Origin of the sequence: Limimaricola variabilis, assembly GCF_014195545.1 — a bacterium.
Taxonomy (GTDB): Bacteria; Pseudomonadota; Alphaproteobacteria; order Rhodobacterales; family Rhodobacteraceae; genus Limimaricola; species Limimaricola variabilis.
Window position 1 is genome coordinate 285,000 of the sequence record NZ_JACIBX010000002.1, and the last position, 12,376, is coordinate 297,375.

Here is a 12,376-nt window from a genome sequence, read left to right on the forward strand (position 1 = left end):
CCCCCGGAATGCGACCCGCGCGAGACTATCTTTGACCGGGCCGACGCGAAACCCTGCCTGGAGGGGTGACGCTGGGGCGTTGCGCCGCGCCGCAGCATCCCGCTATGGCTTGGGCCAAGGCAGGAGGGACGAAAATGGCCAAACCCCGTTTCACGCGCGAGGACGCGCTGAATTTCCATGAGGCGCCGCAGCCCGGAAAGTGGGAGGTGACGGCCACCGTCCCGATGACCACCCAGCGCGACCTGAGCCTCGCCTACAGCCCCGGCGTGGCGATCCCCTGCGAGGTGATCGCAGAGCACCCCGAGACCGCCTATGACTACACCAACAAGGGCAATCTCGTCGCGGTGATCTCGAACGGCACCGCCGTGCTCGGCCTCGGCAATCTCGGCGCGCTGGCCTCCAAGCCGGTGATGGAAGGCAAGTCGGTGCTGTTCAAGCGCTTCGCCGACGTGAACTCGATCGACATCGAGCTCGACACCGAGGACCCGGACGCCTTCTGCAACGCGGTGCGGCTGATGGGGCCGTCCTTCGGGGGCATCAACCTCGAGGACATCAAGGCGCCCGAATGCTTCATCATCGAGCAGCGCCTGAAGGAGGAGATGGACATCCCCGTCTTCCACGACGACCAGCATGGCACCGCCGTCATCTGCGCCGCCGGGCTGCTCAACGCGCTGCATCTGTCGGGCAAGAAGATCGAGGATGTACGCATCGTGCTGAACGGCGCAGGCGCGGCGGGCATCGCCTGTCTCGAGCTGCTCAAGTCGATGGGGGCCAAGCACGACAACTGCATCATGTGCGACACCAAGGGCGTGATTTGGAAGGGCCGCGCCGAGGGCATGAACCAGTGGAAATCGGCCCATGCCGCCGATACCCCGCTCAGGACGCTGGAACAGGCGATGGACGGGGCCGACGTCTTCCTCGGCGTTTCGGCCAAGGGCGCGGTGACGCAGGCGATGGTCAAGTCGATGGCGCCGAACCCGGTGATCTTCGCCATGGCCAACCCGGATCCCGAGATCACGCCCGAGGAGGCGCATGAGGTGCGCGAGGACGCGATCGTGGCGACGGGCCGGTCGGACTACCCCAACCAGGTCAACAACGTGCTGGGCTTCCCCTACCTGTTCCGCGGCGCGCTCGACATCCATGCCCGCGCGATCAACGACGCGATGAAGATCGCCTGCGCCGAGGCGCTGGCCGAACTGGCGCGCGAGGAGGTGCCGGACGAGGTGGCGCTGGCCTATGGCCAGAAGCTCAGCTTCGGGCGCGACTACATCATCCCGACACCCTTCGATCCGAGACTGATCCACCGGATTCCGCCCGCCGTCGCCCGCGCCGGCATGGCCACCGGGGTGGCCCGGCGGGAAATCGAGGACATGGACCATTACCAGCAGGCGCTGAAGGGCCGGATGGACCCGACCGCCAGCGTGCTGCGCGGTCTCAACGCCCGAGCGCGGGCGGCGCAGGCCACCATGATCTTTGCCGAGGGCGACGACCCGAGGGTGCTGCGCGCCGCCGTGCAGTATCAGCGTTCGGGCTTCGGCAAGGCTCTGGTGGTGGGGCGCAGCGACGATGTGGCCGAGAAGCTCGCCGCCGAGGGCATGGCCGATGCGGCGGCCGAACTGGAGGTGGTCAACGCCGCCAACACGCCGCATCTCGATACCTACAAGGCGTTCCTCTACGAACGGCTGCAGCGCAAGGGCCACGACCAGCACGACATCCATCGCCTCGCCGGGCGCGACAGGCACGTCTTCGCCTCGCTGATGCTGGCGCATGGGCATGGCGACGGCATGATCACCGGCGCCACCCGCAAGTCGGCGCATGTGATGGAGCTGGTGAACCACGTCTTCGACGCGGGCCCGCATGACGGCGCGGTCGGGGTCTCGGTGGTGATGCATAACGGCCGGATCGTGCTGATTGCCGACACGCTGGTGCATGAATGGCCCGACGAGGAGGATCTCGCCGACATCGCGACCCAAGGCGCGCAGGTGGCGCGCGAGCTGGGGCTCGAGCCGCGTGTGGCCTTCGTCAGCTTCTCGACCTTCGGCTACCCGGTTTCCGAGCGCGCGACCAAGATGCATGCCGCCGCGGGCGTTCTTGATGGGCGCAATGTCGATTTCGAATATGAGGGCGAGATGGCCGTCGACGTGGCGCTGAACCCCAAGGGGCAGGAGAACTATCCCTTCTCGCGTCTCACCGGCCCGGCCAACGTGCTGGTGGTTCCGGCGCGACACTCGGCCTCGATCAGCGTGAAACTGATGCAGGAGATGGCCGGTGCCACGGTGATCGGACCGATCCTGTCGGGCGTCGACAAGCCGATCCAGATCTGCTCGACGATCTCGACCGTCAACGACATCGTCAACATGGCGGTGATGGCCGCCTGCAAGGCGCGCCGGGCATGACGATCTGGAATCTCGGCTCGATCAACGCCGACCACGTCTATGCGGTGCCGCATATCCCGACCCCGGGCGAGACGCTGGCGGCCACCGGGCTGAGTCGCGGCCTGGGCGGCAAGGGGGCCAACATGTCGGTCGCCGCCGCCCGTGCCGGTGCCCGGGTCGCGCATCTGGGCGCGGTGGGCGAAGATGGCGGCTGGATGGTCGAGCGGCTCGAAGCCTACGGCGTCGACTGCGCCCATGTGCAGCGGCGCGGGGGCCCTTCGGGTCATGCCATCATCACCGTCGATGCAAAGGGCGAGAACGCTATCACGCTCTGGCCCGGCGCCAACCGCGACATCGAGCCCGAGGCCGTGAAACAGGCCCTGCAGGGCGCCGCGCCGGGGGACCTCTTCGTCACCCAGAACGAGACGGCGCTGCAGCCCGAGGCGGCGGCGCAGGCCCGCGCCAAGGGCCTTACAGTGGCCTATGCCGCCGCGCCCTTCGATGCCGAGGCCGTGCGCGCGGTGCGGCCGCATCTCGACCTTCTCGTGCTCAACGAGATCGAGGCGCGGCAGCTGGAGCAGGCGCTGAACTCTTCGATCGAGAGCCTCGGCATCGCGCATGTCGTGGTGACGCTGGGCGCGCGGGGCTGCGACTGGATCGAGGCGGGGTCCGGGACGCGCCACCATGTCGACGCCCCCCGCGTCGAGGCGGTCGACACCACCGGGGCGGGCGACACCTTCACCGGCTACCTGCTGGCGGGGCTGTCGCAGGGGCTCGCAATGGAGGCGGCGCTGAACCGCGCCACCCGCGCCGCCGCGCTCAAGGTCGGACGCCCCGGCGCCGCCGACGCGATCCCCACGGCCGAGGAGGTGGAGCGGGCGGTCTTCTAGACCCTGTCGCGGCACGACCATGCAGGATTTCGTCTTCTCCGAGCCTTCGGCGCTGCTTGCAGGCTGCGTCGCGGTGGTGCTGGTCGGGCTGTCCAAGGGGGGGCTGGGCGGTGCGCTGGCGCTGCTGGGGGTGCCGATCATGGCGCTGACGATCCCGCCGGTACAGGCGGCGGGTATTCTGCTGCCGATCCTTCTGGTGATGGACGCGATCAGCCTCTGGGCCTGGCGCGGACAGTACCACGCCCCCACGCTCAAGCGGATGCTGCCCGGCGCGGTGGTGGGGATCGGCATCGGCTGGCTGACCGCCGCGCTGGTCTCGGACGCGATGGTGCGGCTGATCGTCGGCGTCGTGGCGCTCGCCTTCGCCGCGCGCTGGCTGTTCTCGAGCCAGGCCAGCCGGGCCGAGCCCCGTACCGGCAGCGTGGCCCGCGCCTCGGTCTGGGCGACGCTGGCGGGCTATACCAGCTTCGTGGCCCATGCCGGCGGCCCGCCGTTTCAGGTCTATACCATGCCGCTCAGGCTCGATCCGCGGGTCTATACCGGCACGAGCGTGATCTTCTTCGCCGTGGTCAACGCGATCAAGCTGGTACCCTATGCCGCGCTGGGCCAGTTCGACGCCGCCAACCTGATGGCCGCCGCCTCGCTGGTGCCGATCGCCATCATCTCGACCTTGGCGGGGGCCTGGGTGGTGCGCAGGATGCGGGCCGAGATCTTCTATCCGCTGATGTACGGCATGGTGGTGCTGGTTGGCCTCAGGTTGTGCTGGGACGGGCTCACGACGCTGCTCTAGGCCGCGAGAGGCTTTGACAGTGTCGTTCGGCGAGATGCATCCTGCGCCGGCAGCGATCACCGAAGGGGCAGCAGCCCATGCAGTTCTCCGTCCATTTCGACCGCCCGCCGGACGGCCCGCCGGGCCGCGGGCCCGTGACCGTGGGCTGGTGCCTGAACGAGACCAAGGGCGGGATCATCTATGCCCCGCCGGAGCGGGTGCGCTCGGTCGATCTCGACCGGCGGCACGCGAAATCCGCCTCGCGCTGCCCGGCGGTGATCAATCTCGAAAGCCGGCATTTCCTGATCCGCTGCCCCTTCGACATCCATGTCGGCTTCGACCGCGACGAAAAGGGCCGACCGGTGCTGCGCAACCTGAACGGCGCGGCCAGCACGATCCGGGGCAACAAGCTCGGCGAGAAGCTCCACATGGTGAGCGAGGCGGAGTGGCGCCATCCCGGCGTGCCGACCCTGCAGCTGCTGCTGCCCTACCTGTTTTTGTGCGACGAGCCCGTCTACATGAGCCAGGTCGCGCCCTTTATGCATTACAGCCGCACGCCCCTGCCGGGCACGATCTTCGGCGGGCGCTTCCCGATCAATGTCTGGCCGCGCCCGCTGATGTGGGCCTTCGAATGGCACGAGCCGGAAAAGCCGCTGAAGATCTCGCGCGGCGATCCGTTGTTCTATGCCGCGTTCGAAACCCTGCCGCAGGATCGCGGCATCGCCATGGTCGAGGCGCAGCGCACGCCGGAACTGCTCGAATATCTCGACCTGATCTCGGGCGCGGTGAACTACGTCAACCAGACCTTCTCGCTGTTCGAGGCGGCCGAGGCGCGCCGACCGGAGCGGCTGGTGACGCCGGTGGCGCGGCGCGGCGGGCCCGGAACCGCGTGACCGGCATGACCCCGCGCGAGAGGATCGTCGCGCTGCACCGCGCAGGCGATCTCGCGGCGGCGGTGCCGCTCTACGGCGATTGGCTCGCGCGGAATCCCGGGGATGCCGGGATGTGGAGCAATCTCGGCGCAGCGCTGCGCAAGGCCGGGCGGCTCGAACAGGCGCTGCGCGCGCATCGCCGGGCACAGGCTCTGGCCGGGCCGCGGGACGCGCAGGTGCTCGCCAACCTCGCCAATGTGCTGGCCGATCTGGGCAAGAACAGGGAGGCGATCGCGCTGCGACGCCGCCTGCTCGAGCTGCAGGGGCCGGACCCGATGACCGAGGCGATGATCGGCAAGGCGCTGCGCGCCGACGGTCGCGCCCCGGCGGCGGTCGACTGGCTGCGCGGTGCCCTGACGCGCCATCCCGGCCATGTCGAAATCCGCCTGCAGTTGGCACTGGCGTTGCTGGCCGCCGGCCGGTGGGCCGAGGGGTTCGACGCCTTCGGCATGCGCTGGGAGAGCGGCGAGCTGACGCCGCGCCGGATGTCGATGCCGAAATGGGACGGCGCTCCGCTCGACGGTCGCAGCCTGCTGGTCATGCCCGAACAGGGGTTCGGCGACAGCATCGCCTTCGCCCGCTTCCTGCTGGTGGCGCGCGATCTCGGGGCCTCCCGGGTGATCCTCGCCGCCCGGCCCCCGCTGCTGCGGCTGCTGCAGGCGGCGCAGGGCGCCGATCTGGTCTGTCCCGAGGCCGAGGCCCGGGGCGATCTGTGGTGCGACCTGATGGACCTGCCCGCCCATGGCTTCACGCGCGACGCCGCCGTGCCGCCGCCGACCCGGCTCGCGGTGCCCGAGGACAGCCGCGCCCGGGCCCGCGCCGTCACCGCGCCGTATCGCGATCGGCTGCGCGTCGGCGTGGTCTGGAGCGGCTCGCCGAGCTTTCGCGCCAACGCCGCCCGCTCCTTCTCGCATGAGCGGTTCCTGCCGCTCGCCGACATTCCGGGCGTGCAGCTCTTCTCGCTCTACAAGGGGCCGGCGCTGGCGCCGTACCGGGCCGATGGCAGCGCCGCCTTCATCATCGACGCCTGCGGGCCCGACCGCGACTTCGCCGATTGCGCGGCGATGATGGAGGAGATGGATCTGATCGTGACCTCCGACACCGTCACCGCCCATCTCGCCGGATCGCTGGGCCGGCCGGTCTGGACCCTGCTGCACTGGGATGCCTTCTGGCTCTGGGGGCGCGGCTCGGATCGCACGCCCTGGTACCCCTCGATGCGGCTGATCCGGCAGACCCGGCCGCATGACTGGAGCGACGTGTTCGAGACGGTGGCGCGCGATCTGGCGGCGCTGGCTGGGGAGAAGCGGCGGTGAAGCAGGTCATGGTGCCGGTCGCGCCCGGCGAGCTGATCGACAAGCTGACGATCCTCGAGATCAAGCTGGCGCGGATCATCAACCCTGACAAGCGGGCCAACGTCGCGCGCGAACACGCGCTGCTCGAGGCGGCGCGCCGGGAGGCCGTTCCGGAGAGCGAGGGGCTCGACCATCTGCGTAGCGAACTGGCGGCGATCAATCTCGAATTATGGGAGATCGAGGACGAGATCCGCGCCTGCGAGGCGCGGCGCGACTTCTCGGAGCGGTTCATCGCATTGGCCCGCGCCGTCTACCGCACCAATGATCGCCGCGCGGTGGTCAAGCGGCGGATCAACCTGCTCCTGGGCTCCGATCTGGTGGAGGAGAAGTCCTATGTCGACCCGGATGGAGACGGGCGCTAGGGCGGCCTATACGCGGGCTTAACCCGTCCTAGCGCATGCTGCGGCCTCTCGATCGAGCCGCGCGGAGCCCGCCATGAGCGCCCAGAACGCCCCCGTCATCATCAAGCGCAAGAAGGTCGTCGCGGGCGGCGGCCATCACGGCGGCGCCTGGAAGGTCGCCTATGCCGATTTCGTCACGGCGATGATGGCCTTCTTCATGCTGATGTGGCTGCTCAACGCCACCACGGAGCAGCAGCGAAAGGGGCTCGCCGACTACTTCGCGCCGACCATCGCGATCAGCCGGACCTCGGGCGGCGGCGCCGAGGTGCTGGCCGGCGACACGCTGCACCAGAGCGACGCGCTCAGCGAATCCGGCACCGGTGCCAATGTCGGGCTGCGCGGCGCGGTGCCGCCCGACCGCACCCCGCCACGGGTGCGACCGGGCGAGGGCGCGGCCGCGACCGAGGTGGCGGCGCTGCGCGAGATCGAAGAGCTGCTGCTCGGCCGCGGCGGCGAGAGCCTGGTCGCACGCAAGGCCTTGCGCCACGTCGTCACCCGGCTCACCGATGAAGGGCTGGTGATCGAGATCTTCGCCCGGCCCGGCGCGCCGATCTTCGATCCGGGAGAGACCGATCCGCTGCCAGTCACTCGCGCGCTGCTGGGTCTCGTGGCGCAGGTCGTGGGCTTGGTCGACAACCCGGTGGCGCTGGCCGCGCATCTGGCCGCGCGGCCCGTGGTGCTGGCCGACAACCCGGTCTGGAGCCTCTCGGCGGGACGGGCCTTGGCGGCGCGCGACGCTCTCGAGGCGGCGGGTCTCGCGCCCACGCGGATGGCCCGCGTCACCGGTCTTGGCGACCGCAGCCCGGCGCCAGAGGGCGCCGCCACGCCGCGCAGCGAAAGGATCGAGATCACGCTTCTGCGCCGCCATTAGCCCGGTCTTAAGCCTGATGCCCTAGCCCTGTTTCCAGCAAGCTATCGAACGGAAAGGTCCCGCATGACGATCTCCTCCTCCCTCAGCGCCGGCGTGTCGGGTCTCGCGGCCAACGCGCACCGGCTGGCGACGATTTCGGACAACATCGCCAACTCGGCAACCTATGGCTATCGCCGCGCGGTGACCGATTTCCATTCCCTGGTGCTGGGCAATGAATCCGGGCGCTACGTGGCGGGCGGGGTCTCCACCACCTCGCAGCGGCTCATCGACGAGAGCGGCGCGCTCTCCTCGACCGCCAACCCGACCGATCTCGCGGTGCGCGGACGCGGCTTTCTGCCGGTCTCCTCCTCGGCCATGGCCGGGGATCGCGGCACCGAGGATTTCCGCCTGACCACCACCGGATCGTTCCGCGCCGACGAGGATGGCTATCTGCGCACCCCCGATGGGCAGACCCTGCTGGGCTGGCCGGCCGAGCTCGACGGCACGATCGGCACCTATCCGCGCGACACCGCGGGCGGGCTTCAGCCGGTGCGCGTGCCCGCGGGCGAGCTGTCGGGCATGGCCACGACCGAGGTCACGCTCGCCGTCAACCTCCCCGCCACCGAGACGCAGGAAGGCTCTGAGGGTTTTCCCGAGGAGCTGACGGTCGAGTATTACGACAATCTCGGCACCACGCAGAAGCTGAGCCTGATGTTCACCCCGACCGTGCCGGCACCGGGCGGTGCGCCGACCAACGAATGGACGCTGGAGATCACGGATGGCGCCTCGGCCGGGGCGGTGGTCGGTGAATACACGCTGGTCTTCGACGACAGCCGTGGCGCCGGCGGCACTTTGTCGAGCATGACCGTGGCCACCGGCGGCCCCTTCGACCCCGAGACCGGCACCTTTACCATCGACGTGGCCGGCGGCCCGATCGAGATCGATGTCGGCCTGCCCGGCGTCTCGGGTGGTCTGTCGCAGCTCGCCGGGGTCTTCGCGCCGCTCTCGGTCGGGCGCGATGGCGCAGCCACCGGTAACCTGACCTCGGTCGAGGTCGATCCCGGCGGCTATGTCCACGCTTATTACGACAATGGCGCAAGCCGCCGCATCTACCAGGTGCCGCTGGTCGACGTCGCCAACCCCAACGGGCTCGAAACACATGACGGCCAGTCCTATTCGCTGACCCGCGAAAGCGGCGAGATGCTGTTGTGGAACGCCGGCGACGGCCCAACCGGCGACATCGTCGGCTTCGCGCGCGAGGAATCGACGGTCGACGTCGCCTCCGAGCTCACCCAGCTGATCCAGACGCAGCGCGCCTATTCGTCGAACGCCAAGGTGATCCAGACGGTCGAATTGTCCTTGGCCGAAGAGACCGATTTGCCGGTCGAGATCTCGGTTTGGGTCTTGGACAGGTCGGAATTGATTCCCTTGAGGGTCTGCAGCGCGACCATCGCGCCTTTGTTGGTCAGAATGCTGGACATGGGTTGTACGGTCCTAAAGCTCGGCGGCCGTCGCGCGCCGGGTTTCGATCAAGGCCCCCGCAGGGGGGCTGCTGACAGCCGTTCTGACTTCGCGGTCCGGGACGATGCGCCCCGCCGCCTGGGGGTCCCCGGTTTCGGGAGACGAGGTCGTTCTCGCAGGGGAGGCTTAAGCCCGGCTTAATATCCGGGCGGCGAGATAGGGCTGATTTCAGTCGAATTTCTCAGGCCTTGCGGCTGAGCGCCGGGTTGGCGGCGGGCGGTGCCGGGCGGCTCCGGCCGTCCTGCCCATAGGTGACGAAGCCACCGGCCGCCGCGCGCAGCGCCTCGGCCCGCTCGCGCCCCTCGCGCAGCCCCGCGCGCGCGGCCTTGAACAGCCTGGCCTGCCGCGCGAGGGCACCGTCCAGCGCGGCGAGGGCGCGTGCCTCCACTGGATCGGGCGATTCCGCCGACAACTCCTCGAGCAGCGCCTGCTTGGGCGCGATCAGCGCACCCAGGGCCGTGACGTCGCCGGTGAGCAGCGCGTCGCGCTCCTGCGCCAGCAGCCGGGCAAGTCGGGTGGCGGCGCTCATCGGGCGCGCGCCGAAAGCTCGGCATAGAGTCGGTCGGCGAGGCCGATTCCCCCCGCCGCGACCATTCTCTCCGCCTGCGCCTCGAACAGGAACGAACGGAACTGGGCCTCACCCGCGCCCCCGCCGAAGCCGCCCTGTGGCGTGCCGGGATCGGACAGGCGCAGCAGCTCGGAAAGAAACCCGGCTTCGAGCTGCATGGCGGCGGTCATCAGCGAGTCCGGCTTCGCCGGGTTGAGGGGACGGGCAGGGACATGGCCCGTAATGAGAGAGGCGATCATGCGCGGAACTCCTTGCGATCCGCCGGTGATGATCCTGCCGCGTGGTAAATATTCGGTAAGCCTTTCGTGGTCAGGATGGGCGGACGCCGCCGCGCTGAAAGGACCGCGCATGTTCGACCCCCTGCCGACCGGACCGCGACTGCCCGCCTCCTCCAAGGTCCCCGAGGCCGAACTCACTCCGGCGCGGGCGGCGGGGTTCGTCGGGTTCCTGGCGGCATTGGAGGGCGCAGTGCGGACGCCCCAAGTACTTTCGAGTGCAGCCGGACAGGCCGAGATGACCGAAGCGGGGGATGTCGTGTCGGAAGAGGACCAGCCTGAAGCGGTGTCAGTGGATGGGCCTGTCACGCATGAACGCTTGCAGGGAAAGCACCATGTGAGAACGGAGCAGGCGATTCTGTCCTCGCTGCAGGTGCCGGAAATGAAGAATTCAGCCCTTCGCTCGTCGGAAGGTCCAGCGGCAGAGGTAGAAGAGGCTTCCCCGTCTCCCCGTCCGACAAAGCTCGATAGCGAGCCGTATCGTAAGGGGGTCCTGATGGAGGGCGCGCCTCTGCGAAAGGAGCGCCACGATGATATTGCCCCAGACCTGCACGTCTCGGGCGAGCTACTCAGTGACGATCACCCTGACCTTGTTGTTTGGATAGGCGCACGGGGCCTGTCGCAGCTCGACGCGTCTGAAGGCGCATTCGTGCCAACTCACCTAGAGCCAAGACCCGCGATAGAGGAAAGGATTGCTCCGGCGCTAGTGGCCGCTCCTGGTCCTGAAGCTAAAACGTGGGCATCGGACGATGTCGAGATCCCGGCGCGCGCGGTGGTATCACCGCTTGCCGATGAAGTGACGTGGCATGAGCCGAGGTGGGAGCGTTTGTTAGTCAAGGCTTCGAGCCTCGAAACACCACCTGCCCAACCGCTTCCCGGTGCCATGGTAGTTGCATCACGCGCGGATTGGTCCCGTCCCAGTGAGGCGATCCTTGATATGGCGGGACGGAGGCAGAGCGCAGCGAGCGGGCCGGATGAGCCCGTTCCCGTTACGCAGGCCCCAGCTGTCACATTGACCAAGAATGCTCAGGACGCTCCTCCAGTGTCCCATGCAGTCCGAGTCAGTGACGGAATTCGGGGCATGGAGTCCTCCGTCGTATCTATCGTTGATCCCGCCGTGTCAGGAGTCGGCGAGGAGGGTGCCGATCCGTCACCTCGTGACGTCGGTTTCGACCCGCTCCCACGCGTGGAGGGTGTGGTGCCTCTCGGAGCGACCAAAATACCAACAGAAGGTGCAGAGAGGGCGATTCGGGGCGTCGATACTTCATCCAGCCCTGAGGCGCGGCCGGTAACTCCAGTCGAGAACCTGAGGTTGTCCCCTTCCATCCCGGCAAAGACCTTGGCCGCTGGCCCAAGCGAGAACCCGGCAAGGCAAGATGATCCGAAGCTGTCCACATCCGTTCGAAGCGGAATCAACGAGTCCGGTGATTGGCCCGCCCGGCCGGTACAGCCCGTATGGTTCAATCCAGTAGCCATTGGCGCGCAGCCATCGGGGAATGCTGTGACGGCCGTATCGAAGCGCGAGGCTCCGAGGACAACGATCCCTATGTCAGGGACAACAAACGAGGCTTCTATTTCCTTAGAGAGGCTGACGCCTTCGTCCGGCGCAGCGGAGCGGCCGGTTTTCGTGCTGGGTGCTTTACGAGCAGAGCCGGTCGTGACGACGAACCCTGTCGGAGCGAAGCAGGTGAAGTCGGAAGGCACATTGACCGCGCTGTCGGATCGGACCGGTGAAACGGCGGTTCCGCCTGTGACTGATGCCAAACCTTCGGAAACGACGCCATTTGAGGAGCCGTTCACGCGCGTGCGTCTTACGCCCCTGGAATCACGGGAAGGGCGCGGGGTCCCACAGCTCAATGCCGAGGGGCAGTCCGTCCGGACGAGCCCAACCCCCGCATCGAGGGGCGAGTGGCATGCGCTGCCGTCTTCGGCAGTATCCGAGCCACTTCGCGTCGATGGCACTTCAAGCGAAGTGACGCCGTCCATGCCGCCGGAGCGTCCCTTCGGTATGGCTCCGACCGAGATGCGACAGGTCGAGGCACCGACCGCGCCGCGGCCATTGCCACTGCCACAGCAACTGGCTGCGGCCGTCACCGGCGCGTCGGATGGGCGGGTCGAGATCCGGCTCGATCCCGAGGAGCTTGGCCGGGTCGTGCTCCAGATGCAGAGCGATGGCGACCGGATCAGCCTGACCATCACGACCGAGCGCGCGGAAATCTCCGACCTGCTGCGCCGCCACCTGCAGGAGCTGGCGCAGGAATTCCGGGCGCTGGGCTACCGCTCGATCGATCTCGGCTTCGGCGGTGGAGATGGCGCGCGCAGTGGCGCGGGACGGGGGCAGGCGACCCCCTCGGCCCTTCCGACGGATGCGTCCGATGATGTGCCACCGCAGTCTGTTTCTGAGCCAGCGCCCGGCAGGGCCGGGCTCGATCTACGTCTCTAG

The 12,376-nt window shown here is 68.4% G+C and carries 10 protein-coding genes and 2 pseudogenes; 9 read left to right on the forward strand and 3 right to left on the reverse strand.

The features are described from left to right. Nucleotides 1-134 precede the first annotated feature (134 nt). The 8 genes and pseudogenes from FHS00_RS04480 to FHS00_RS04515 all read left to right on the forward strand — a co-directional run. Nucleotides 135-2,396: an NADP-dependent malic enzyme gene (locus FHS00_RS04480; protein ID WP_183470273.1), complete on the forward strand. Its 2,262-nt coding sequence runs from the start codon at nucleotides 135-137 to the stop codon at nucleotides 2,394-2,396. Beyond that, entirely contained in the window at nucleotides 2,393-3,265 is an 873-nt protein-coding gene (locus tag FHS00_RS04485; protein WP_183470274.1) for a ribokinase, read from the forward strand. The genes FHS00_RS04480 and FHS00_RS04485 overlap by 4 nt, the downstream gene beginning before the upstream one ends. Nucleotides 3,266-3,284: 19 nt before the next feature. Further along, nucleotides 3,285-4,055 (forward strand): sulfite exporter TauE/SafE family protein, encoded by a 771-nt coding sequence (locus FHS00_RS04490; protein ID WP_183470276.1) that lies wholly within the window; start codon nucleotides 3,285-3,287, stop codon nucleotides 4,053-4,055. A 77-nt stretch (nucleotides 4,056-4,132) separates the two neighbouring features. Beyond that, entirely contained in the window at nucleotides 4,133-4,927 is a 795-nt protein-coding gene (locus tag FHS00_RS04495) for a hypothetical protein (RefSeq protein WP_183470278.1), read from the forward strand. Then, the gene (locus tag FHS00_RS04500) at nucleotides 4,924-6,279 is read left to right on the forward strand and encodes a tetratricopeptide repeat protein (RefSeq protein ID WP_183470280.1); all 1,356 of its coding nucleotides are present in this window, start codon (nucleotides 4,924-4,926) and stop codon (nucleotides 6,277-6,279) included. Before FHS00_RS04495 ends, FHS00_RS04500 begins: the two co-directional genes overlap by 4 nt. Next, on the forward strand, nucleotides 6,276-6,680 hold the full coding sequence (locus FHS00_RS04505; RefSeq protein WP_343064582.1) for a DUF6165 family protein: 405 nt from the start codon (nucleotides 6,276-6,278) through the stop codon (nucleotides 6,678-6,680). The genes FHS00_RS04500 and FHS00_RS04505 overlap by 4 nt, the downstream gene beginning before the upstream one ends. Before the next feature lie 73 nt (nucleotides 6,681-6,753). After that, entirely contained in the window at nucleotides 6,754-7,590 is an 837-nt protein-coding gene (locus FHS00_RS04510) for a flagellar motor protein MotB (RefSeq protein ID WP_183470282.1), read from the forward strand. Between the two features lie 63 nt (nucleotides 7,591-7,653). After that, nucleotides 7,654-8,877: pseudogene (locus FHS00_RS04515) on the forward strand (flagellar hook protein FlgE); the annotation flags it as partial. Nucleotides 8,878-8,909: 32 nt separating this feature from the next. On the opposite strand, the pseudogene FHS00_RS17650 reads toward FHS00_RS04515, so the two are convergent. The 3 genes and pseudogenes from FHS00_RS17650 to FHS00_RS04525 form a co-directional block, all read right to left on the reverse strand. Continuing rightward, nucleotides 8,910-9,050 (reverse strand): annotated as a pseudogene (locus FHS00_RS17650) (flagellin N-terminal helical domain-containing protein); the annotation flags it as partial. A 221-nt stretch (nucleotides 9,051-9,271) separates the two neighbouring features. Next, nucleotides 9,272-9,619 (reverse strand): hypothetical protein, encoded by a 348-nt coding sequence (locus FHS00_RS04520; RefSeq protein WP_183470286.1) that lies wholly within the window; start codon nucleotides 9,617-9,619, stop codon nucleotides 9,272-9,274. Continuing rightward, entirely contained in the window at nucleotides 9,616-9,897 is a 282-nt protein-coding gene (locus tag FHS00_RS04525; RefSeq protein ID WP_183470288.1) for a rod-binding protein, read from the reverse strand. The genes FHS00_RS04520 and FHS00_RS04525 overlap by 4 nt, the downstream gene beginning before the upstream one ends. Before the next feature lie 2,020 nt (nucleotides 9,898-11,917). Here FHS00_RS04525 and FHS00_RS04530 point away from each other — a divergent pair. Beyond that, nucleotides 11,918-12,376: a flagellar hook-length control protein FliK gene (locus FHS00_RS04530; protein WP_183470290.1), complete on the forward strand. Its 459-nt coding sequence runs from the start codon at nucleotides 11,918-11,920 to the stop codon at nucleotides 12,374-12,376.